This is a genomic window from Plantactinospora solaniradicis (assembly GCF_042658085.1).
Taxonomy (GTDB): domain Bacteria; phylum Actinomycetota; class Actinomycetes; order Mycobacteriales; family Micromonosporaceae; genus Plantactinospora; species Plantactinospora solaniradicis.
Genome location: NZ_JBHSPR010000021.1, coordinates 1 through 21,745, shown reverse-complemented (window position 1 = coordinate 21,745; position 21,745 = coordinate 1). Strand labels below are relative to the sequence as shown.

The 21,745-nt window shown below is 68.1% G+C and carries 21 protein-coding genes and 3 pseudogenes; 11 read left to right on the top strand and 13 right to left on the bottom strand.

Annotated features, from left to right (window positions below):
- Positions 1-55: 55 nt before the first annotated feature.
- From ACFP2T_RS27115 to ACFP2T_RS27105, 3 genes are all read right to left on the bottom strand, one after another.
- Complete coding sequence (locus ACFP2T_RS27115) at positions 56-280, bottom strand: hypothetical protein (protein WP_377426308.1); 225 nt, start codon at positions 278-280, stop codon at positions 56-58.
- Positions 281-388: 108 nt separating this feature from the next.
- Positions 389-1,759: a hypothetical protein gene (locus ACFP2T_RS27110; protein ID WP_377426307.1), complete on the bottom strand. Its 1,371-nt coding sequence runs from the start codon at positions 1,757-1,759 to the stop codon at positions 389-391.
- Positions 1,759-2,109 (bottom strand): hypothetical protein, encoded by a 351-nt coding sequence (locus ACFP2T_RS27105; RefSeq protein WP_377426304.1) that lies wholly within the window; start codon positions 2,107-2,109, stop codon positions 1,759-1,761. Before ACFP2T_RS27105 ends, ACFP2T_RS27110 begins: the two co-directional genes overlap by 1 nt.
- A 691-nt stretch (positions 2,110-2,800) precedes the next feature.
- Between ACFP2T_RS27105 and ACFP2T_RS27100 the strand changes: the two are divergent.
- The 4 genes and pseudogenes from ACFP2T_RS27100 (at position 2,801) to ACFP2T_RS27085 (ending at position 6,666) form a co-directional block, all read left to right on the top strand.
- Positions 2,801-4,046, top strand: a pseudogene (locus ACFP2T_RS27100) (IS110 family RNA-guided transposase).
- A gap of 816 nt (positions 4,047-4,862) precedes the next feature.
- The gene (locus tag ACFP2T_RS27095) at positions 4,863-5,201 is read left to right on the top strand and encodes a PadR family transcriptional regulator (RefSeq protein WP_243707954.1); all 339 of its coding nucleotides are present in this window, start codon (positions 4,863-4,865) and stop codon (positions 5,199-5,201) included.
- On the top strand, positions 5,198-6,268 hold the full coding sequence (locus ACFP2T_RS27090; protein ID WP_377426302.1) for a hypothetical protein: 1,071 nt from the start codon (positions 5,198-5,200) through the stop codon (positions 6,266-6,268). The genes ACFP2T_RS27095 and ACFP2T_RS27090 overlap by 4 nt, the downstream gene beginning before the upstream one ends.
- A 221-nt stretch (positions 6,269-6,489) precedes the next feature.
- Positions 6,490-6,666, top strand: a complete 177-nt coding sequence (locus ACFP2T_RS27085) for a hypothetical protein (RefSeq protein ID WP_377426301.1) — start codon at positions 6,490-6,492, stop codon at positions 6,664-6,666.
- Between the two features lie 172 nt (positions 6,667-6,838).
- Here ACFP2T_RS27085 and ACFP2T_RS27080 read toward each other — a convergent pair whose 3' ends face one another.
- Together ACFP2T_RS27080 and ACFP2T_RS27075 are read right to left on the bottom strand one after the other, a co-directional pair.
- The gene (locus ACFP2T_RS27080; RefSeq protein ID WP_377426299.1) at positions 6,839-7,351 is read right to left on the bottom strand and encodes a hypothetical protein; all 513 of its coding nucleotides are present in this window, start codon (positions 7,349-7,351) and stop codon (positions 6,839-6,841) included.
- Positions 7,352-7,583: 232 nt separating this feature from the next.
- Positions 7,584-8,153 carry a TetR/AcrR family transcriptional regulator gene (locus ACFP2T_RS27075; RefSeq protein WP_377426297.1) on the bottom strand — a complete coding sequence of 190 codons (570 nt, stop codon included), beginning with the start codon at positions 8,151-8,153 and terminating at the stop codon, positions 7,584-7,586.
- Between the two features lie 95 nt (positions 8,154-8,248).
- Here ACFP2T_RS27075 and ACFP2T_RS27070 point away from each other — a divergent pair, with 95 nt between their 5' ends.
- Complete coding sequence (locus ACFP2T_RS27070; RefSeq protein ID WP_377426295.1) at positions 8,249-9,217, top strand: zinc-binding dehydrogenase; 969 nt, start codon at positions 8,249-8,251, stop codon at positions 9,215-9,217.
- Positions 9,218-9,480: 263 nt separating this feature from the next.
- On the top strand, positions 9,481-9,900 hold the full coding sequence (locus ACFP2T_RS27065) for a hypothetical protein (protein ID WP_377426293.1): 420 nt from the start codon (positions 9,481-9,483) through the stop codon (positions 9,898-9,900).
- A gap of 206 nt (positions 9,901-10,106) precedes the next feature.
- Here the strand turns inward: ACFP2T_RS27065 and ACFP2T_RS27060 are convergent, their stop codons facing one another.
- Positions 10,107-10,910, bottom strand: coding sequence for a hypothetical protein (locus ACFP2T_RS27060; RefSeq protein ID WP_377426291.1), 804 nt, complete (start codon positions 10,908-10,910; stop codon positions 10,107-10,109).
- Between the two features lie 400 nt (positions 10,911-11,310).
- Here ACFP2T_RS27060 and ACFP2T_RS27055 point away from each other — a divergent pair.
- Both ACFP2T_RS27055 and ACFP2T_RS27050 read left to right on the top strand, forming a co-directional pair.
- A pseudogene (locus ACFP2T_RS27055) lies at positions 11,311-11,667 on the top strand (DUF4184 family protein); the annotation flags it as partial.
- A gap of 49 nt (positions 11,668-11,716) precedes the next feature.
- Positions 11,717-12,010 (top strand): hypothetical protein, encoded by a 294-nt coding sequence (locus ACFP2T_RS27050; RefSeq protein ID WP_377426390.1) that lies wholly within the window; start codon positions 11,717-11,719, stop codon positions 12,008-12,010.
- A 151-nt stretch (positions 12,011-12,161) separates the two neighbouring features.
- On the opposite strand, the gene ACFP2T_RS27045 is transcribed toward ACFP2T_RS27050, so the two are convergent.
- The 3 genes from ACFP2T_RS27045 to ACFP2T_RS27035 all read right to left on the bottom strand — a co-directional run bounded on the left by ACFP2T_RS27045 (position 12,162) and on the right by ACFP2T_RS27035 (position 14,263).
- The gene (locus ACFP2T_RS27045) at positions 12,162-12,347 is read right to left on the bottom strand and encodes a hypothetical protein (RefSeq protein ID WP_377426290.1); all 186 of its coding nucleotides are present in this window, start codon (positions 12,345-12,347) and stop codon (positions 12,162-12,164) included.
- Between the two features lie 122 nt (positions 12,348-12,469).
- Entirely contained in the window at positions 12,470-13,729 is a 1,260-nt protein-coding gene (locus ACFP2T_RS27040; RefSeq protein ID WP_377426288.1) for an alpha/beta hydrolase family protein, read from the bottom strand.
- A 399-nt stretch (positions 13,730-14,128) separates the two neighbouring features.
- Positions 14,129-14,263: a hypothetical protein gene (locus ACFP2T_RS27035; RefSeq protein ID WP_377426286.1), complete on the bottom strand. Its 135-nt coding sequence runs from the start codon at positions 14,261-14,263 to the stop codon at positions 14,129-14,131.
- A 260-nt stretch (positions 14,264-14,523) separates the two neighbouring features.
- On the opposite strand from ACFP2T_RS27035, the gene ACFP2T_RS27030 reads away from it, so the two are divergent.
- Positions 14,524-17,892 (top strand): hypothetical protein, encoded by a 3,369-nt coding sequence (locus ACFP2T_RS27030; RefSeq protein WP_377426282.1) that lies wholly within the window; start codon positions 14,524-14,526, stop codon positions 17,890-17,892.
- 32 nt (positions 17,893-17,924) lie between these two features.
- Here the strand turns inward: ACFP2T_RS27030 and ACFP2T_RS27025 are convergent, their stop codons facing one another.
- From ACFP2T_RS27025 to ACFP2T_RS27010, 4 genes are all read right to left on the bottom strand, one after another.
- Positions 17,925-18,533 carry a hypothetical protein gene (locus tag ACFP2T_RS27025; protein ID WP_377426280.1) on the bottom strand — a complete coding sequence of 203 codons (609 nt, stop codon included), beginning with the start codon at positions 18,531-18,533 and terminating at the stop codon, positions 17,925-17,927.
- Positions 18,534-18,649: 116 nt separating this feature from the next.
- Positions 18,650-19,009 carry a hypothetical protein gene (locus ACFP2T_RS27020; protein WP_377426277.1) on the bottom strand — a complete coding sequence of 120 codons (360 nt, stop codon included), beginning with the start codon at positions 19,007-19,009 and terminating at the stop codon, positions 18,650-18,652.
- Between the two features lie 43 nt (positions 19,010-19,052).
- On the bottom strand, positions 19,053-19,709 hold the full coding sequence (locus ACFP2T_RS27015; protein ID WP_377426274.1) for a hypothetical protein: 657 nt from the start codon (positions 19,707-19,709) through the stop codon (positions 19,053-19,055).
- Between the two features lie 200 nt (positions 19,710-19,909).
- Positions 19,910-20,179 carry an OST-HTH/LOTUS domain-containing protein gene (locus ACFP2T_RS27010; RefSeq protein ID WP_377426272.1) on the bottom strand — a complete coding sequence of 90 codons (270 nt, stop codon included), beginning with the start codon at positions 20,177-20,179 and terminating at the stop codon, positions 19,910-19,912.
- 760 nt (positions 20,180-20,939) lie between these two features.
- Here ACFP2T_RS27010 and ACFP2T_RS27005 point away from each other — a divergent pair.
- Positions 20,940-21,440: a nitroreductase family deazaflavin-dependent oxidoreductase gene (locus ACFP2T_RS27005; RefSeq protein WP_377426269.1), complete on the top strand. Its 501-nt coding sequence runs from the start codon at positions 20,940-20,942 to the stop codon at positions 21,438-21,440.
- Between the two features lie 35 nt (positions 21,441-21,475).
- Positions 21,476-21,745: pseudogene (locus ACFP2T_RS27000) on the top strand (hypothetical protein); the annotation flags it as partial.

The window sequence follows — 21,745 nt, the reverse complement described above, 5'->3', positions numbered from 1 at the left end:
GCAGACAGGGCAGTACGAAGCGCCCGTCGGGATTCGGCCGTGCGGGGTGACGTCATCACTCGGGCGCATCGTCGCCTCCGACCGCTCGCGCAGCAGCGGCGCGGGCTTTCATCGCCCGGGTGTAGACGTCGACGCCTTCGGCGATCTCCTCCCGGGTGTAGGCGTAGATCGGACGTCGCGTCGGCCAGGCGATCGCGACGATGTCGGCGCCGTCGGTCGCGAAGTTGAGGGGTGGCGGCTCGGTCATCGCTTCGTCAGTGGTGTCCTGTGGCGCTGTCATCTGGTTTCCCTTCCGAGTTGGGTCGGTAGGTGCTGCCCGTCACTGCGCCGGTGGGGATGTCCCCGCGTTGGACGAGAGGTTCTTTGGGTGGCGAGGTGATGGTGCAGGTCAGCGTGTGTGGTTGGGTCGGTGCCATTCGTCTCTGACCGGTGGGCGTACCGGCCGGGTACGAGGCATCGCGGTCGCCGGGGTGACCCCGGGCGGGACCGATCGTGGGGGTCCTGACCGCGGTGGATCCGGGACGACGCCAGCGGCCCGGATCGGTGGCCGTGTCGAGCGGGGAGCCGTTGACGCGGCGCGTTTCGGCACGGTTTGCGTGTAGGGGTCGACGCCGCCGGCGATTTCGCCGCGGGTGTAGGGGCGCACGGTGCGGCCGGTCGGGTAGGCGGTGCCGGTGCGGCCGGGGCCCGCACCCGAGGGTGGTGGCAGTGGTCGGGGCGCGGAACCGCCAGAGCGAGATTGGCCACCGGCTCCGCCACCCGATTGCACCGGCCACGGCCGGTTCGCTCCGCCGGCGCCGGCCGCGCGGCCGCTGGCGTGGCCGGCGGCCCGTGCGGCGCTCCGGCTGCCGCTGAACGCACGGGAGATTCCGCGGGTCAGTTGCTGCACGGGCACGACGCGCAGGATCATGCCCATCGGGTTCGGCGGGATGCGGGTGACGTAGCGGCTTATCAGTTTGGGGATCTTGACGATGCCCCACAGCAGGCACACGACGATGAGCAGGTTCATGATCGCGGCCGGGTCGCCGGTGGGTATCGGCAGGCCGAGCACGGCCAGGTTGCTGTCGGGAGTGAGGAAGACCTTCAGCGTGGTGTGTAGGGCGACCGCCTGCAGGACCACGATGCCGTTCGTGCCGAGGATCGCGCGCCACCACAGCTTGGCGCCGCCTTCGGTCTGTTCGGTTCCGTGCAGCGCCAGGGCGATCGGTGAGATGCCGACGGCGATGACGAGGAACCCGAGCCGGACGATCCACTGCACGAGGAGGGTGCCGGTGAGCACGGCGATCAGCAGGCCGATGAGCAGCAGCAGGAAGCTGCCCGCGGTCGCCCCGGTCTGGCCGCTCAACGCGCCGACTGCGGTGTCACGCAGCTGCTGCATCGAGCCGGGCGCGGTGATGTCCTGGTCGGTCAACGCGGCGGTCAACGCGTTGGACAGGTCGATGATGGTGGAACAGATCGGGATGGCGAAGTTGGCGGCAATCAGGCCGATGACCAGGCGAGGGATCAGCTCGCCTGGCCCGACCCGGGATTGGATGGTGTCGCGGCCCATCACCAGGATGGCCGCCCACAGAATCGCCAGCACGTAGCAGACGTTCACGATGCCCAGCGATGTGCTGGCGAACGTGGTGACCTGCGGCAAGGTGGTGACGAACGCGGTGACCGACAGCAGTTCCCACAGGGCGTTCAGCGCGCCGATCACCGTTTCGGCGAACCACTGGAGGATGGGGCCGATGAGCTGACCGGTGAACCAGTCACCCACTACTTCGCCCCGATCCAGCCCTGCACGATCGCGAGCAGGATCGGCGCGAGGACTGCCAGCGCGTAGCCGAGGAGGGCGTTCTTGAACGCGGAGTTGGACTTCTCGATCTCGGTCGGGTCGCCTCCGGCGGCCACACGACGCAGGCCACCAATGGTCAGGAACAAGGTCGCGACCGCGACCAGCAGCCCGACGGTCCAGGCCGTGATGCGGCCGATGATCACCGGTAGCGGGTAGGGGGCGGCCAAGATCTGCGGCTCGGCCGCGAACGCCGGGGCCGAGCCGATCACGGCCGCCAGGACCGGGACCGTGATCGTGATCGTGAGGATGCGGTAGACATTGCGGCGGAACATGGCAGGCACCTCCCGCCCCGCGTGCGGGGCTGAATGGGGTTGAGGTGCGCCACCGGGAATCGGGGCAGGGGCCGTGGGAGCGTCGCTCCTTCCAGCCATGGGTGATCGGGTGCGATCACGGCCGTCGGGAGATCAAGGTGAAAGCGGGATGACTGAACACACGACGAGCCCACCGGATCGACACCCGAAGATCATCACTCACGCCGGATCGACGCCACCGACCGTCCTATTGCGCACGAGCTCGTAATAGCTCTCGAACGATCCGCCGCAGCACGGGATGCCTAACACGTTTCCGGTGTGATGACGCCTCCGGTAAGACGGGCGCCGCAGTGGGCGGTGGGCTGTTCTCGGTGCCTTGCCTCGATCACCTGAGTCCCCTCCGGACATGCAGTCCTCGCTCAAGACCGGGAGGGGCAAGGCACCGAACAAGCCTTGTTGACGGACAGATCGGATGTCGTCCGTCTGGTCGATGGGTCTATGTCTTGTCGTGGTTCGAGCCCGCCAGCACGACGTACTCCTCGCTGATTGAGAGCCGCCGAGCTCTGCACGAAGACCGGGGACGCGCTGGTCGCTGGGATCGCGACACGGCTAATCGGAGGGTAGGCCATGAGCCTCGCTATCAGGGCGCCGCGCGTTCCCGCCACGGGCACTGAACTGGGAGAACATAACCTCGGACACGCGGGAGAAGACTTTGGGCAAGGTGTTCTGCGGCATCGACCGGGCCGAACGGCACCACGACGTCGCTCTGGTCGACGAGCACGGCAAGCTCGTCGCGAAGAAAAGAATCCACGAAACGCTGGAGGGCTGACAGCAGCTCCTCGACATGCTCGCCGCCGCCGGCGACAGTGCCCACGCGCCAATTCCGGTAGCGATCGAGACACCCCGCGGTTTGCTGGTCGCGGCGCTGCGTGCCACCGGCCGACCGGTCTATGCCATCAACCCGATGGCGGTGGCCCGCTACCGCGACCGGCACACCGTCGCGCGCAGCAAGTCCGACCACGCCGACGCGGTCGTGCTGGCCAACATCCTGCGCACCGATGCCCACATCCACCGCACCCTGCCCGCCGACACCGACCTCGCCCGCGCCATCGCTGTGCTGGCGCGCGCACATCAGGACGCCACCTGGCGGCGCACCAAGGCATCCAACGAACTGCGTTCGCTGCTGCGCGAGTACTACCCGGCGTTCCTCGACGCCTTCCGCCAAGCGCAAGGACTTCCTGGTCAGCGCGGATGCCCGCGCGGTGCTGGCGATCGCGCTGACCCCGGCCGCAGCCACGAAACTGACCAAGACACGAATCGCGGCCGCTCTGCGCCGCGGCGGCCGCAAACGCGGCGTTGACGAGCTCAGCAACGAGCTGCACGTCGCGCTGCGGGTGCCGCATCTGCGCCAGCAGCCACTCGTCGAGGGCGCTATGGGCGCTGCCGCCCTGGCCCTGCTCGCAGCGCTCGACACCGCCTGCACCAATGTCGGCCAGCTCGGTGAAGCCTGCGCCGAAGCGTTTGCACAGCACCCGGACTACGAGATCATCACCAGCTTCCCCGGTCTCGGTGACCTCACCGGCGCCCGCGTACTTGCCGAGCTCGGCGACGACCGCAGCCGCTTCGCCGACGCCCGCGCGGTCAAGGCCTACGCCGGCTCGGCGCCGGTCACCCGGGCGTCTGGCCGGAGTATTTCGATCACCCACCGCCGGATCAAGAACGACCGGCTCGCTGCCGCCGGGTTCGTCTGGGCCTTCGTCGCCGCCACTCACGCCGAACCGGCCAAACTCCACTATCACCACCGCCGGGACCGCGGCGACCGGCATCCCGCAGCGCTACGGCATCTGTTCAACCGGCTGCTTGGCTGCCTTCACCACTGCCTGGCAACGGGTCAGCTCTACCAACCCGATAAGGCCTTCCCGACGAGCGCCACGCCCGCGCCAGCCGCTGCGAGATGAGACTGGCAGGCTTACCGCACATGAACGACGGCAAGGATTGGTACGCCTGGCACAACCCTTACACCAAACCCAGCTCCCCGCTGGCACGCCGCACCCGACGACGTGCTGTTCTCCGTCGGCGTTCACCGGTTCACCGGCATGCCGCAGCCGCTCGCCGCCAACGGCAAAATTTTCGAGTTCGTCGCACGACGGACGACCCACTACTTGACGCTTCTGGAGATCGGAGGTCTCGAGCCTCTCACCGCTGCGGTGACCGCCGGGACGCACGCCAGACGAGAGCCACACCAACCTGCGGTGGGCAGCCGCGATGAGAGCGACCCCACCGGTCACCTCGACCAAGCCTGGCCGGGCTGCGGTCGTACCACCAGTCAACAGGTAGCCGCGATGTGCGCGCGAGAACAGAGGTGTAGCCGTCACAGGGCGTAGCGGTCCGCGAAGATCGCAGGCATCCGGACATGCCGATGTGCGCTCACCTGATCCGTCGGAGGTGGTCGCATCGAGACAGTCGTGTCGCCGATCACCGTCGGACCCCAGCCTGCCCCAGCGCGACGCCAACAACCGGTACCACCGGATGAACGGCGGCCGCGAGCCAGTAGCCGACGTGCGCGCTCTTCGGGACGTTGCGATAGCGGCGTTGCCCGGCGGTGCAGTGGCCGTTCGTGCTTCCTCCGGCCACCGGAGGGTGCTCGTGTGGCTTGTTCGGGTCTGCCGTCCTCGTCGCGTGGCTCGGGACTGCAAGCGGGCGATGTAAGCGCCCCGGCCGGCGCGGCACCAGCGCCGTTGCACCATAGTCAGATAATCTTTATATTGGCGGTCATGTCGAAGGCCATGCGAGAACCGACGTTCTGGATCCTGACCGCGCTGGTCGATCAACCACGGCACGGGTACGGCGTGATCCAGACGGCCGAGGCACTCTCCGAAGGCCAGGTCAGGTTGCAGGCCGGCACCCTCTACGCGGCGCTGGACCGGTTAGCCGCCCAAGGACTGGTCGCGATCGACAGAGAGGAAACCGTTGAAGGGCGTCCTCGGCGCTACTACCGCCTCACCGACGGCGGCGCGGCGGCACTCGCTGAGGAGACAGCGCGGCTGGCCCGCAACGCTAGCACCGCATCGCGGCTGCTGAACGCCTCGCGGCCTGGCCCGGCGTTCGCATGAGCCGCCGCCTCGCCACCCCATATCGCCTGCTGCTGCGCGTCTACCCGAAGGGCTCACGTCGCGGAGAACTGGCAGACACGCTGCTCATGGCCGCCGAGGCCGGACACGTCCGGCCTGGCCCTATTGAGACGCTCAACCTGCTTCGGCAAGGCATGCGGGCCCGACTCGGTCGCCCACTCAGCAGGGGCGTGGTCGTGCTGGCAATCTTCGCCTCAATCTTCTCCGGCTTTCTGAGCGCGTCGCTGGCGAACCGTATTGGTTGGGAGGCGGCGCCGGCGCTCCCAACCGGCGCAGCGTGGACTCAGCTCGCCGAGATGCTCACCCCAGGCTTATCGGCACAGTGGTACGAAAGGTCGGACGACCCTTTCCGCAACAACGGTGGTGAGACCGATGCGGCGTCGGTCAGCTACAGCACCGATCGAACGCCTGCGACCGAGGACGTCGACGCCTATCTAGCCGGCCTGCAGCAACGCTTGGAGGCGGCCGGCTGGACCGTCACCGACACCTACTCGACCAGCCCGACCGACATCGAAACCGGCGCCCGGCAAAACAACTCGCAGGCGTTGATCGCACGCAACGACGCACTCGTGCTGCGGTTCGAGGACTACTTCGACGCAGCGTACGCCGAAGGCGGGCTCAGGGTCTCGATCTACCGGGCGGAACCACGCTGGCTCACCGGTTCGACGCTCGCCGTCGGCCTGCTCGGCATGCTGGCTGGATGGCTGCTAGCCGGCTGGGCCAGCCGCCGTCTCGAGCACCGTCCGTTGGCAGCCTTTCTCGCTGCCACCACCGCCATCGGCGGTCTCGTCTTGCTGATCCCCGCCTGGCTGCTCGGTAGTCTGCAATACCTGGGCACACTGTCCGACACGGCCGTGCCTGACTCGCCGTTCTGGCATGGCCTGGTGCCCACCGACGATTTTGGCGGCATGGCCTACCCCGCCGGGGCGGCGATAACAGCAGCCATCGCCGTGGCCGTGCTCTGCCCGCCCCGGCCCGCACCCGCCACCGACCCCGGCTCAGCCAGTTATCTGACTCATGAGGCCAACCTCGACCAAGATCAGAAGTAGCCGCCGAACGGGCGCGGCGTCGCGCCAGGACGCCGATCACCATCTGCAGCGGCCTCCCTGCCGGTGGGCACATCCGGCTTTGCCGCGTCGGCTACGGCATACAGCTGGACGCGGACGAATACCGGCCAGGCGAGCTGCTCGTATCAGCGCGTGAGCCCGGACCGCACTGGCGGGATCCCGCCGTGCCACCGCTGGCCGGGTCGGCCGGCTACTCTCCAGGCGTGCAGGTGCGGCTGCTCACCGGAGAGTTCGCCGGTGCCGTGACCACCGTCGTCAGTAGCACGTACGGGTTGTCGGTGCCGGGGCCGCTTCGGCGGTACCGCGTCAAGCACCCCAACGGCGAAGGCGACCTGGACGTCGCACCAGAGGATGTCACGTTAGCCGAGGATGACACGTAACTCGGTATACGAGGCCGCAGGCTCGTGGGCTGTGGGTCCGTCAAACGTCCGGATCTGCCGCCGACCGCGCGCCGAACAGTGGCGGCCCGTTACTCTCCGTACGCCGTCATTCAGCTCGTCAGACGCACGCCCGTAGCCGATGAGCGGACGTTGAGGGCTACTCGCCAGACCGTCAACCGCCGCCGGTTTCGGGCGGGCGAACGCCTAGGTTTGCAGGCGGCTGCGAAGGCGGCAGCTGAATCTTGGGATCGCGGGGCGGTCGGCCTCGGATCACAGCCCGATGCAGCTCCAATTCGAAGGCTTCAACGGATCTAAAGTACCTCGATATGGCCTTGTCCCAGTCATCTTGCGGCACGTTATGCGCCGCCCTGAGTCCTCGATGGGCACCTACGATCTGGTCCACCTGTGCACGCAAAGCCCAACTGCCGGGGTTTGCATAGAACCGGCTATACACCTGCAGCCGCTCCGACCGGCCAGCGTCGGGATTCGATACTGCCGCCCCAGTTTCCCGGGCCTCAGCAAGATCGCCTACGGTACGGTGCAGCATCACTACGAGGTCGGTCCCGCTGGTGACCAGGCTCTTGACGAGTTCGCGCTGCCACTCAACCCGGCGGCGAATGAAGTCGCCAACCAGTACCAAGAGGCCGCCAAGAACAACTCCAACGAGTGGGCCGATTGCATCCATAGCTCAATGGTCGATGAGCTTGGCAAGCCTCACCGAACGTGCGCGCACATGCCGCAGTGCACGCGCGGCGGCCGGCTGCGCACGGGCCACAGAGCGTGGCGGCGTACGGCTGGCACGCGGCGTCCGATCATGCCGATGAAAGCGCTAACGGCCACGACGCGGGGCCATATAGACCTTAAATCGCCTTCCTGAGAGAACCCGATCGAACCATAGGGCTCGCGGTGAGTGCCGATCAAGCACGGAACGCTCGAATCGCGAGCGCGGCGAAGCGGCTGGAGGCAGCGACTCGGGCGTTTGTCGATGTGCCATACAGGCCGCCGTTGGCCATCAGCATGAGCATGAGGTCGTCCAGGACGAAATCGGGCCGCAGGTGGCCCGTGTCCTTGGCGCGGCGCGCGAGCTCGGCGAGCGAGGTGAGCGCCTGTGCGCGTATCGCGGCGAGATCCAGTGCGTGCGGGAAGGCCGAGGTGAACGCGGTGGTGAACCCCCGGCTTCGGGCGTGCAGCTCGAAGAGTTTCTCGATCACGAGGCACAAGCCGTGCCACGGATCAGGGTCGGCGAGCCCTTCCTCGACGACGGCGTGGCACGCGTACATCTGCTCTGCGAGGGCCTCGGTGGCCAGCGCCTGCTTAGTGGGGAAGTGGCGGTAGAGGGTCGCGGGGCCGACCCCGGCGTGCCGGGCTATCTCGCGCATCGGCACGTCCAGGCCTTCAGCGGCGAACACCGCCCGAGCCGCAGTGAGGATGCGCTCACGATTGTCTAGCGCGTCCGAGCGCAGGTTCTGAGGCAAACGATCGAGCACTCTCTCATTTTAGCTAACCGGACGCCGGCGTCCGCTAACGTCCGGAGCAGCCAGGGGTCGCTTTACGGCGGCTTTGACTTAGCTCACGAAGAGGAATGAAAGTGAAGGCAGTCGCGATCAACGAGTTCGGCGGTCCCGAAGGGCTGGCAGTCATCGACATCCGCGGCCCGGTTCCCGCTCAGGGACAGGTACTGATCGCCAGTGAGGCGATTGGCGTCGGAGGCGTCGACATCATGATCCGAAGCGGTGCTCTCGCTGCCTACGGCTACCGAAAGGGTCATATTCCGGGCGGCGAGGTCGCGGGGACGGTGACCGCGGTGGGCGAGGGCGTCGACCCCGCATGGGTCGGGCAGCGCGTGTGGGCGTTCACCGGCACGGGCGGCGGCTATGTCGAGCAGGCGATCGCGCCGATCGGAGAAGTCGTGCCCCTCCCGGCGGGCCTCTCTGCCATCGACGCCGTGACGCTCGGAAGCGCCGGAGTCGTGGCCCACTTCGGTCTCTCCCACGCTCACTTCTCGTCGGGCGAGGCCGTGCTGGTGCGCGGCGCGGCCGGCAGCATCGGGATCATGACGGTCCAACTCGCGGCTCTTGGCGGTGCCAGCGCTGTGGCAGTCACCACCTCCTCCCCTGAGCGTGGTCGTCGATTGCACGACCTCGGTGCGACCCACGTGCTGGACCGCTTCGGCGAAGGAGGCCCGGACGATCCCACGGTCTACGACGTCATCATCGACGTGGTAGCAGGTGCAGGCATGCCTTCGTTCTTTGACAGGCTTAAACCTGAGGGTCGACTTGTGGTTGTCGGCGCCGTCGGGGGCCAGCCGCCGGCGGACTTCGGCACGAGGTTGATGGCCTCCTTCCAGAAGTCGATGTCCTTCGCCACCTTCAGTGCCGCGACGGTAGCCGAGCCCGCTCGACGTGCGGTGAGGATGGAGCAGTTCGCTGCCGCGGGTCGCGGCCAGCTCCAGACGGTGGTGCACGACGTGCTGCCGCTGGAGCACGCCGCGCTGGCGCACCAGAAGATGGAGGCTGGTGAGGTCTTCGGAAGAATTGTGCTGACCCCGTAATCGCATGATCATCAAAGATGACGACTGGCTCGCGCGGCACGACGTCCCGCGGGCTTGTCGTCCAAGCGCACGCATCTGCCGCCGTCAGGGCGTGGTAGGACTCATCGTCCATCACTGTCGGTAGCTGTCGATCGCGAATTGACAAGGTGCGACGACGTCCGGACGTGCCGAAGAGCGCGCACCCGAACATCCTTTGATTTACTGGGAATGGCATCGCGAGCCAGGTGGGCAGCGCTGACACGGGCCGGGCGCGAGGAGGACATGTGGAGCGCGGCGAGGTTTGGTGGGCTCAGATCGACGAGAAGCGACCCGTCGTGCTGCTTTCGGGAGGTGCAGGGCCGGAGTTCCTGGCCATGCAGATCGTCGAGCCGGCCACCTCGGCGCAGAAGCTCGGGTTCGTCCTGATGTCCGGCGAGCAGGCGGTCGACGTCGACGAGCGGCGCCGAATCCTCGAGGAGGCCGGGCCGGACCCACTAGCCGTCGGCATCGAGATCTTCTTCGGAGCCGAGGAGGGCCTGGCGGAGAGCGGCGTGGTCCGAGTGGCACTGCCCAAGGCCGGGAAGATCTTTTGCACCTGGGGCACGACTGTCGGCGAGGAGTCGCTGCTCAAGCGGATTGGCACCCTATCTCCAGCCAAGCAGCACGAGCTGGACGTCGCCCTGGCACTCGCCGGCCGGGAGTGACCACGCCTCAGCTCAGGGCTGCGCAGCCGGCCTCGATCGCCTCGACGATCCAAGTGGGGTGCCCGGATTTGCCGCTGAGCGGCGCATTGGACCGCGGCGCCCCCTCACTCTCCGTGCGCCATCGTTTATTTGCCGAACGCACGCTCGTGCCGATTTGAGTGCACTCGGCTACGCCGAAGACGGTACGCCAGTCGGCCGGCCACGGGTCATCGCTGACCGTTTGGTTCCGATGCGTCCCTGCCGGACGGGAGTGTGGAAATCTGGGCGAGCACTGCGATCCCGGGGAAGACCAGGGCAGTAAGCGTGTTCCAGGCCAATTGCGTCGCCGACACCCGCGCCCAGTCCTCGGCCGACCCGGCGGCGCCGCCGGCCGCGTATAGGGCGACGACGACGCAGGCGACATAGGCGTACGCGGTGGCGGTGACGAAGCGGTTGGCGATCCGGCGGTGGACGATGTCGCGCGAGCGGTGGACGGCCAACATTAGGGCGATGAGCAGGATGCAGCCGAGCAGGAGCCAACCGTAGGCGCGGGCAACGCCAGCCAGCCACGTCGGGGTGTCGCTGTAGGCGGCAACGCTTTCGAGGTACTCCACTGCGGTCGCGCCGACGTGGTAGGTGACGATGATCGCGATGACGTACGTGGTGATGACGTAGAACCTTGTCATGCGGCCGGCAGTGGTGTCGCTGGTGTCGATGAGCCAGCAGATGCCGGCGAAGATCCCGAGTGCGCCGAGCCCGAGCAGGCCGGCGGCGTGCATCGTCTCCGTCCAAGCGCGGGCGCATATGCGTTCGCCCGCGATGACACCGAACAGGAATGCGTCGAACGCGAGCACTAGGAAGGAACTGCCGAAGATGACCAGGGCATTCGTCCTGCGCACCTGATCGCTGCGCACGCTCAGCAGCAGCACGATGCCGGCGAAGACGAGGCCCGCGAGGACGCCCGCGAACGCGGAGTGCACCGGCGCTGAGGCGATGGGACTCCAGTCGAGCCCGTCGCAGTCCTGATCCACGGGAGAAGCATGGCAGGATACTCAGCGTGATCACGACTAGCTGATCAGACCGGCCACACCGGACGAGCGGCGTCACCTATTGTACGTCTTGATCGAGTGCACGGATCTGCCGCCGACCGTGCGCGCCACCCTCAGCCGGAGCCGTCACTGCTCGTGACCCGCGTGAGTGGCGGTGGGAGTCCGGAACTGCCGATGAGCGGATGTCCGCGACGTCCTCGCCGATGGCTCGTTCGGCACGACTTGTTGGCTGTCCTGAAGGCGCTCGCTGGCCAGCTTCACTATCGGCGTCGGTGCGCAGCTCGGGCACCGATTGGCCGTCCGACCTTGACGGCCCTCGCCCGTCCCAGCATCTCCATCACGGCTGCACCCGGTCTTCACGGTTGGTCGTTACCGTTTCGGGGTGCCCTTGACCCTCCCGTCACACCCCGCCGCCGCGCTGCCGCTGAAGCTGTGGCGGCCACGCTGGTTCGACGGTGTCGCGCTCGTGGTCGGATCGATGGCGCCGGACCTGGCATACCTGTTCGACGGCTCCGGCCTGCCGGTTTGGCCGTTCTCCCACCAACTGCCGGGACTCGTTGGATGGTGCCTGCCAGTCACGCTGGTCGGAACCTGGCTTATCCGTCGCGCGGCGCCGATAATCGCGAGCCAACTTCCGGCCGCAGGCCCACTCGCCCTTCCCGACTACGGCTCGCTCGGGAAGAGTCAACATCGGTGGCCGATCACCGTGTATTCGGCGCTGCTCGGCGCCGCCAGCCACCTCGTCCTGGACCGGGGTCGAGGTCGGCCTTCCCACGACCGAGTACGTCATGCACGTACTGGGCGGCGCTGGTTTGCTGGCCATCGCCGTGCAGATCGGCCGGCGGCGGCTGCTGCGCCAGTACTACGGCGAGCTGCCGTCGCGGCGGACGCGGCCCGTCCTGTTCTGGGGCGTCGCTGGCGGCGTCACACTGCCGGCGGCGACCCCCTTCCTGCCAGCGGCGTCGCTGGCGCACACCACCGGGGTACGCCTGCTGTGCGCGGTCGGTGCCGGCCTACTCGTCGCGTCGCTGGCCGTCGCGGCGAGCCGTGGCCCCCTGGTCACCCGATTGCCGCAGAGATGACCGATGAGCCGGAAGAAGGTGGCGGTGGCGCCGGGTAGGCGCCGACGGCGGAGACCAAGATCGGGAACGAGACGGTGACCGTACCGGTTCAGCTGACCACAACGATCATGCAGCTGATCGAACATGCCTCGTCCAAGGCAACAGACCCCTCTCAGATGTTCCGCGTCATCTCGACGGGTTTCGCCGCAGCACTCGCCGACGCGTCCGGGTAATCCGTGGAACGGCTGACTTCGGCCCACTGCCGGGCCTCCGCGAGCCGTTCCTCGCCCGACTCCAGCGCGAGCCCCAGGGCGTCGCCACCGAGCAGCAGCCGACGCGGCGGCTCCTTGGAGTCCACGACATCGATGATCGCCCGTGCGTCGCCGACCCGGCCCCGACCCACACATGCGACCGGAGAGCCGGAAGAAGCACCAAGGGCTCCCCGACCGCTCGGTCCGGCCGGGGACACCGGGCGGCGGGTCAGCGGATGAACGAGACGAGATCCGAGTACTCGGGGGAGGGGCCGGTCAGGAGCCGCTGCGGTTGACGCTTGAGGTGCTGGGCGAAGAACGCGGCCAGGTAATCGTTCTGGCCATTGACGATGCGCGTTGGGTCGACCGTCCCGATCGCGGTGGTGGTGTCGATGCCGAGCGGGCCGGCGAGCTGTGGCAGGAACCACTGCCCGTCGGTGAACGTGTAGTGCTGCCCGTTCGGCACGTTCAGGTCGAGCTTCCAGCCGGTGGAGTTGTCCCAGAAGACCCGCCACAGCGGCTCGGTCAGGTGCGTGCGGACCTCGCCGTGCAGCACGGGGTCCTGGGGATGCGATCGAGCGCCCAGTAGCAGGAACGGTCGGTCCGACCCCCGTTCCGGGTGGTTGTCGCCGAACTGGAACCAGCCGTCCATGTTCACCCCGGCGTCGATGCGCCGGTCGGCGTACATGGCCCGCGCCGTGGCGAGGCCACCGGCGGAGTGACCGAACATGCCAACGTTCGAGAGATCCATCGCGCGGCCAAGCCCGCGAGGCAACGCGCGCCGCTCGGCATCCGGATTGCCGCCCGCCGCGAGCACTTCGAGCTGATCGAGGACGAATAGAAGATCGGCCTCCCGGGCGGCCATGAACCGCTCCTTGACCCTCTCGATCTCGGCGGGGTCGGTAATGTCGAAGGGTACCTGCGTGCGCCGGATCCGGTTTCCGGGGAACTCGACCGCGGCCTCCCCGGGATGGTCGACGGTGACCACGACAAAGCCCCGGCTGGCCAGGTCCTGGGCCCCGACCGTACCCAATGCCCGGGAATTGAGTCCACCGGGTGAGTACAGCACCACCGGATGGCCACCCGGTCGAGCGAGCACCGGCGCGGCGACTCGGGCATGTGTCCGCGTGCCGCGCCAGTCGATACGGCCGGTCGGAAGCGCGAGGGGCGCCACACCGGCTTCGGTCTCGTACAGCTCGGCCAGAGCGGATGGAAGGTAGGGCGCGCGGGGATACCTGGGGTCCGGCACCGCCGGATACCACAGGCTGACCATGAGTTCCCTGGTGATTTCCGGTGCCCATGGATCCGGCCGGCCCGGCTGGACCAGGTGGAGTTCGGTGGTACCGATCGGATACGGTCCCGATGGCTCCGGCACCGTGAGTTCAATTTTCGCTGGCGTGGCCGCTGCCAGTGCGGCTCGAATCGGCACGGCCGACGCGGCAACCGCCACGAGGCCGCCGACGAGGATTGAGCGACGCTTGATGCTCATGCCGCCAGCGTCGCACCGGGAGCCGGACGGCACATCAACCCCAGCTCCGAGGTGTCCACAGCGGAGTCGTACCAGGGGATGACATACGGGAGCGGAAGGTTGGGCCCAACGAAATCGATCGGGCCCAACCTTCCAGCTCACAACGGATCAGCCGTTGATGGTACGGATCGCGAACGTGCCGAAGCTGTCGAGGACGATGATGGCGAGCAGGTCGGCGAGTTCGCCGGCCTGCTCGCACTTAGTTGGCGGGACCACTGACATTTACCGGCACGCAACATCGAGGCCGAGCCTCGCCGTGCTGGTCGCCGGCGTCGTTGCGCTCGTCTTCTCCGCTTGGCTGCTGCCCTGAGTACGTCGGCCACCCTGGGACCGCTGTCCCGGGGTGGCCGGCATGACCGGTCAGGTCGGTAGTTCGTCCAGGCGGGACCGCATCTCCTCGGCCTCGGGAACCCCGAGTTCGGTGTAGATGCCCAGGGCCCGCTGCCAGTGGGTCCGGGCGCTCTCCGGGTCACGGGCGCGCAGCGGGCGCCCCATTCCCCGGTGCGCGTGGTCCTCCTGGTGCCGTTGCCGGACGAAGGCTCGACGGCCCAGGGTTACCGCAGGCGGGCGTTGTGCGCGAACACGGTGATGGAGGTGCGGGCGCGGGTGTTGCTCGCCCACCGGAAGTAGACCCCGTGGACGTACTCGTCGCAATCGGCTGGCTGCATCCGTATCCTGTCAGCGTGGACGATCCTGTCGATTACGGACGGTTTGCCGATCGGTTGCGTCAGGCCGCAGCGCGGGGCCGAGCGTCCATGTGGGAACTGCTCCGCGACTTCCAGCGGGAATGGGGCTATGACGAGCCGGGTGGGGAGCCCGAGTGGGCGCGTGAGCGGCAGGACGAGCACCGGGCGGCCTTCACGGCGGAGCCGCACGGCGAGGCAGACCCGGAGGGCCCTCTGCCCGGGGTTGACGAGTCGCTGCCCGTGCCCGCAGCGCTGGACGAGTGGTGGCAACTTCCGTTCAACTCTTTCGTCCACCGGCCGCGGCTGTACTTCACCAATCCGGTATGGCCGCCCACGGTGCGGCCCGATCCATCCGGGTACGGCCCCTCCGATGGACTGCCGGAGGAGAACCCTTTCGTCGGTCCCGGCGCCGACCTGCGGGTCTGCGTCTTCAAGACGGAGTACCAGGTCTGCAACGAGTGGGGCTACCTCGCCGCCGAGGCGACGCGGCGCGACCCCCGGGTGCTGGTCAGCACCGAGGACGGCTGGCAGCTCCAATCCCGGTCGATCTCGGAGTTCTTTCTCCAGTTGGCTGTGGAACGGCTTCCCGGGCACTACGGCTGGACCGTGCGGCTCTACCAGGATGATCTCGACAAGGACCCGGAGATCATCGCTCGGCTCCGGGCCGCGTACCCGGAAATGGGCCTGCTGCCGTGGCGGGAGTTGGGGATCGACGGCCTCGCCTACGGTGGACCGGACGCGATCATCGACCACTCACAGTCGGGTGAGGCTGACTTCCCACTGGTGATCCGGGCCCGCACCCACGCGGCGGCGGTCCGGGTGGCCACCACCCTCGGGGTGAACCTGCGCGAGAGCATGATCGAATCGCCGCGCGGAGGCCCCGCCATGGGACAGACCCGCGACGTCGGACCGGTCACCCTTGCCGAACGTGACGCCGATGCCCGCGGGCGCTGGGAGGTGGTGTCGGTCCAACCGGCTACTTCCGCCGAGCCAGCCAGCCAGGCGGCGCCGTCCGGGCAGACCTTCCCCGAGGACATACCCGGGTCGACCGTGCTGGCGTTCGACCAGTCCGGGTCGACCGCCGTCGTTGGCGACGCGTCCGGACGGGTCCATGTCCGGATGGACGGGACGGAGCCGCGCAGCCGTGCCATCCATGACGCCCCGGTGACCGCGGCCGCCTGTCTTCGACTCGACAACGGCAGGACGGTGGTGGTGTCCGGCGACGCCAGCGGCACCGTCCGGATGTGGGCCCCGGACATCGAACCGCTCGAGGTCCCGTACGCCGCCCGCGAGGGCTCCGCGGTCAGCGCGCTGAGCGCGGCGCCACTGCTGACCGGCCCGGGGATAGCCGTGGCCTGGACCAACGGCCTGGTCCAGGTCCGGGACGCGCGTTCCGGGCTGACATCGGACGATCTGTGGCTCGGTACCGGGATCACCGCCCTGTCCCTCCGGCCGGATGCTTCACTCTGGCTGACCACGAGGGACGCGACGGCGACGCTGCGGCTGGACCTGGCACGGCTGTGGCCACAGCGGGATCTGCGACTGCGCATGGACGAGATCGACTGGGAGTCCCTGGTGACGGCACGCGGCAGCGCCGAAGCCCTTCCCGACCTGATCCTCCAAGCAGCCTCGTCCGATACCACCACGGCTAGGAGCGCGGCGGAAGAACTCCGTCAGAACCTGCACCACCAGAGACGTGTGCCTCCGGCCGCGGCGGTCGCAGTGCCGTTCCTGGTCGAGTTGGCGGCCGACCCCGCCAACCGGGTACGGGACCGGATCATCCCCCTGCTCTCCTCGATCGCCTGGGCACCCGACAACATCACGGACGCGGGCGACGAGGAACTACGGTGGGCGCGCGAGGGGCGCGCGGCGGTCGAGGCCGCAATCCCGACCCTGCTTGAACTGCTCGACCACCCGGACCCCGAGATCCGCGTTGGCGCGGCCTGGATACTGGCTGACTACCCCGAGCGCGTACCGGAACTCGACCCGGCGATGCGGGCTCGGTACGCGGCGGAGCCCGACCCCGGTACGGCCGCGGCGCTGGTCCTCACCATCGGCCACCTTTGGCGGTCAAGGGACAACGCGCCGATTCGCTGGCTGCGCGGCGTGCTCGCCGAGGGGCAAAGTCGGGAGGTACGGGCCGCCGCAGCGACGGCACTCCTGTGGTGCGGAGTCGTGAATCTGCCGGACGGGCTCCTCTCGGCCTTGCAGGAGGAACTGAACGCGCGGAGGTCGGGGCTCGACAACACATTCTGGACACTCGACACCGACCGGGCCGACCTGCTGACCGGCGCCCTGGAGAGTCACCCCGCCGCGCTGATCGAGCTGACGGCCACGACCCTGTTGACCGCTGATCAAGCCGACCAGGGGCCACCCGCCCGCCGAGCGGGCACCGTCATGCGGACCTGGCGGGCGGCACCAGTACGGCTGCTGCCCGCGCTAGCCGGGTTGTTCCCCGTCCGGGACAGCGGAATCCGGCAGGTGGTCGTCGACGAGATCGCCCGAGGTGGCCCCGCCGTCGCGGAACTGCCCGAGGTGGGCGAGGCGCTGCTGCCGCTACTCGACGACGACAGCCCGTGGACCGCGGGGCGCGCGCTGGAGGCCCTGGCGCGGGCCGGCGACGCCCGCTGCCTGCCCGCCCTCACGACGGCGCTGGCGCAGCCGCTGGCCGATCCGACCAGGTGCCTGGCCGGCATGGCGCGACACGCGGCGGAGTTGGTCGAGCCACTGCACGCGCACCTCGCCAGCATGGAGCGCAGGACGCTGGACGGCGTGCTCGCTGGGATCCGAACCTGGGGCACGCGGGCGGAACCACTGATCCCTGACCTGATCGGGTTGCTGGAGCGGCGTACATCCGTATCCGAGGTTGCGTTGACCCTCGGCGCTCTCGGTGCCGCCGACAAGCATGGACCGGACGGCAGCCCCGCGACCGCCGCGGTACCGCTGCTGCGCGACCACCTCGGCACGGGAGAGGGCCAGGTTCGTACGAGCGCGGCCTGGGCGTTGTGGCAGATCACCGGGGAGGCACTCCCGGTTCTGGCGGCCACCTTCGTGCCGGTACTGACCGAGGATGTCGCCCGACGCCTCTTCGCGCTCGGACCGGCGGCGCTACCGGCCGTCCCGTATCTGGAGCCACTGCTCGACACCCGTCACTCCGCGGCCGCGGCCGCCTGTGTGATCTACCGGGTGACCGGAGACCCGGCGCTGCTCCCCCGCGTGGTCGACGCTGTCTCCGCCACCGAGCTGGGCATGTTGGCGGTACGGGCGCTGGGTGGCCCGGCCGCCGGCGCCGCGACGATTCGGCTGACGGAGATCGTGAACTCGGAACGGGTCCTCGCGGAGGCCGACGACGAGGACGTCATCGCCGTCGACCGGGCCTACCGCGATCTCGCCGCCGATGCCCTAGCCCGGATCGGTGCGCCAGCCGGGAGCCCGTGAACCCCCGGAAAAGCCGTTGTCCCGTCCCCCGCCTACGTCCAGGGCTGGTAAGGCGGCGGAGCTTGTCGAACCGCGCCATGATCCAGGTGCATTGCCGGTGAGCCAGGCGCAGGTTGCCGAGGCATCCGCCGGAGCTTGCGCCGGCCCTGTCCGGCGGCGGCAATCGGCACGGCGGCGCAGAGGAGGCAGATGAGCACGACTTCCTTGAGGAGTCGGGGGACCTCGATCGTCTCGGTGATCGCCGGTGCTGATCGACCACTGGGATCGTAGGTGACCTCCGCGCTCTCGCCTTCGCGGAGTCTCGGCCCGCCCGCCAGCCGGTAGGTCCCTTCAGGACAGGCCATGGAATACCAGTCCGTGTAACTTGTCGTCTTCTTCGAACCGATGCCCGACGTACTCGTGGTGCTCTCCACCCCGGCAACCTGGCACGTCACGGTTTTACCCACGGCGGAGAGCCGGAAATCGTCACCCACCCGGACCAGTGCCAGGAAGCTCAGCACGCCGAGGATGATGCCGGTGGGAATCACCCACAGTGCCCTGCCGGCGTCCAGGAACCAGCATCCCGTCGTCAGGCACCCCACGGCCACCAGCGCGACGACCGCGGCGGCAACGAAGCCGCCGGCAACCAGTACGCTCACCATGCCCGACGTGAGGAGAAGCGACCAGGCTCCGGCGACGAGTATCCAACCCCGCCCCGGGGATGGAAGCCGGGTGAGAGCGCCATCGGCCGCCGCCCCACTGCTCGGATCGCGGTTCATCAGGTGATCGCTCCGATCAGGGACAGAATGGCGATGACCGCGAGCAAGGCCAGAAGGCCGGCGAGCCGCAGCATCTTGCGTTTGACCTCGCTCCGCGCCTCGTCGTAGCGGGCCTTTTCTTGCCTGTCCAGCCCGGGCCTTGCCTCGGGCATCCCCCAGTTCCGGAGATTGTGGAAAGGATTGCCGGAGCCGGGATGCGCGGCCGCTTCCGCCGCCTGCTGCGCCTGCCTCCGGTAGTGGTCCGCATGCACGTCGTCATATCCCGGATACAGCGCTCCGGCCTGCTGGTCAGGCTGTGGCGTCGGACCCTGCGGCGCTCTCCCGGGCCCTTGCGGATCTTGTGGCAAGGGGCTTTCCATACACTCTCCATCTCGTCGACGTCGATCGTGGTCGCCTAGATGATCACCTGCGGCTTGGCCACAGTCCGAGTGCCACGGGCGTGGCGATGACCAGCGTACGCAGTGGCTCCGGTAACTGATATTGGAGCTGCAGGGTGAATCTCGTGTTCGATGACGTGGACTCGTCGTCCAGCCGGGCGATGGAAACCCCATTCATGTCGGCGTACGTACAGTGACGACCTCCCACGGGACCTTCGAGGTTTCCTCCCACCTGGGTTTTTTCCCATGTCATGGCGCACAGTGGACGGTGGTGCCGATCAAACAACTGCTGGGACTGGACGAAGCTGCTTTGTCCTCCGAGGAAGTCGCTCCTACCATCAAGCCAGCTTTGGGCCCAAGCGCGCGTATCGTATTCAAATCTACCAATGATCTGCCCGTCCGGCGCCACGATGGCGCACGGAGGTGGAACGGGCAGTTGTTGCTGCCGCTCGGCCCGGTCGACGAAGAACAGCGGGGTCCCGTCCTGCCGAGCTACCCGTACGACGACCCGGGACGTGTACGGATCGGAACTGAACAGCCGTCCCAACCCACGTCTCGGCTCGGCGCCCACCACCTGCGAAACGGAGGCGAGAACCCGCTCCTTTGAGTCGGTGATCTGGTAAAGCAGGTCAGCGGAGGGCTGCTCAACCGTCAGCACCGGTGAATTGAACAGGTCGCTCATGGGCACAGATCACCAATCCCAGGGACGTATCCTTTCCGGACCCGGCAGTGTAGCGCCCCTCTGCACCTGAACTCGTCTCTCAACCGGGGCGATTGCGCCGATTGTCAAGCCGTGCAGGATTCGTTGGCGTCGGATCGAGGCGTTGATCGGGACAACGCTGGCCGGAGCGCCGGCAGGACCGAGGCCGCGGGTGTCCCGACCTACTGTGTCGTCGCCCCTGACGCTCTGCGAGTCGATGATCCGAGGCGCTGGGGTGGCGCGTTCGGGTGTGGGCTGGCGTCGGTCGCGGACGTATACGACGGTGGGTTTCCGTCGCCGGGCAGACGGCGGTCGACCTCGAACAGGCCGGTGGCGGAGACCAGGTCGGTGAGTTTGGCGTATCCGTAGGTGCGGGAGTCGAAGTCGGGTCGGCGCTGGGTCAGGAGGTGCCCGACGGCGGCGAGGTGGGCCCACCCGTCACCCGCCTCCACGACCCGCTCCTCACCCCGAACACGACTGCTACGCGATCTATCCCGCCCACGGGTCTTCGTCCAGATCCTGGCCGTCGCTGAACCACACCGTCGCAGCGGAGTCGGCAGCGCCCTGATCACCGCGCAGAGACCTGGGCACGCGATCACCGCGCCACAACGATCTCCCTCGACACCTACCTGCACAGCCCAACATCAGTGCCGTTCTAGAACGCATGAACTACCACCGCCGAGCCCTCATCTTCCGCAAGAACTCGAACAACACCCACAGCTGACCGGCCGGACGACGGACTCCGCCGACACCTACAAACTTCAGTGGCAGAAGCCCTCACAGAGACAAAGTTCGCTGGCGCGAGGGACAAACCTCGATGGCAAACTACAGGTGGTCCGCCCGATCGGATGCGGGCAGCCTTGAGATCAGAAGGCGAAGAACCGCAGCCACAGGTAGGGCACCGCCATCGCGCCTCGCTATTGCCGCCGAGGCGTTGACCAACTCGCCGACGATCGGGCTCATCGTCGCCACGTACGGGATGTTGTCCACGACCGCCGATAACGCAGCCGACGCCCCCAGCAGCAGAGGCTGGCGCATTGCAGGCGGAAGGCCAGCTTGAGCGTCCCGGTCAGGCACGCGGCAGCCGGGGCGGGCCCGGCCGGGGCGGCACCAGCTCGGACCGTTCGTGCGCCGCCCGAAGCCGGCGCGTAGATTGGTTGGCCCAGGTCCAGTCGTAGTCCTTAGCAGCCGATTCATGGAAGGTGCGCACTCGTGGCGTTGACCGACAACCAACCCCACGGCCTCGTGCGGATGCTGCTGCGCGCTCCGATCTGGCTCTACCGCGTCCGGCTCGGCTGGCTGGCCGGGCACCGACTGCTGTATCTGGTTCACCGTGGCCGCCGCACCGGCAAACGCCGGGAGGTCATCGTGGAAACCGTGCACTACGACCCCGCTGCACCTGAAGCCATCGTGGTCGCCGCCTGGGGCCGCAGCCCCGACTGGTATCAGAATCTTCTGGCCGCACCCGCCATCGAGGTGCGCGTCGGCTCGCACCGATGGCCGCGCCCAGACCACCGATTCCTCGCCCCCGCCGAGACATACCAAACTCTGCTGGCCTATCGACAGGCCCACCCTCGCGCCTGGAAACACATCGCGCCTCTGCTCGGCTTCCCCACCGACCCGGCCGACCGGCGCTGGCCGGAGATCGCCGCCACCGTACGCGCCATCGCCTTCACCCCTGTACCGTGCCACAACTCGTCGCACATGCTGTGAGCTGGGAGTTCTCGACCTGACTGATGATCGTCCGTATGGTCGTGCGGTTGCTGTACCTGGGGATTATCCGCCTGTTCAACGGTCTGGGGTTGTTGATCCGCGGCGACAGAGCGTTGCTGATCGAGGTCCTCGTGCTGAGGCATGAGGTACCGGTGCTCCGTCGGCGGGTTCGGGGCCGGCCGCGGCTGTCCTGGCCCGGTAGAACCCGCGATGGGGACACCGCCGAATCCAAGGCGAACTACAGTGACTCGGCCAACGGGTCGGGGCGGGCACGATCCGGCGGATCCTGGCTGGTCGACGTGCGG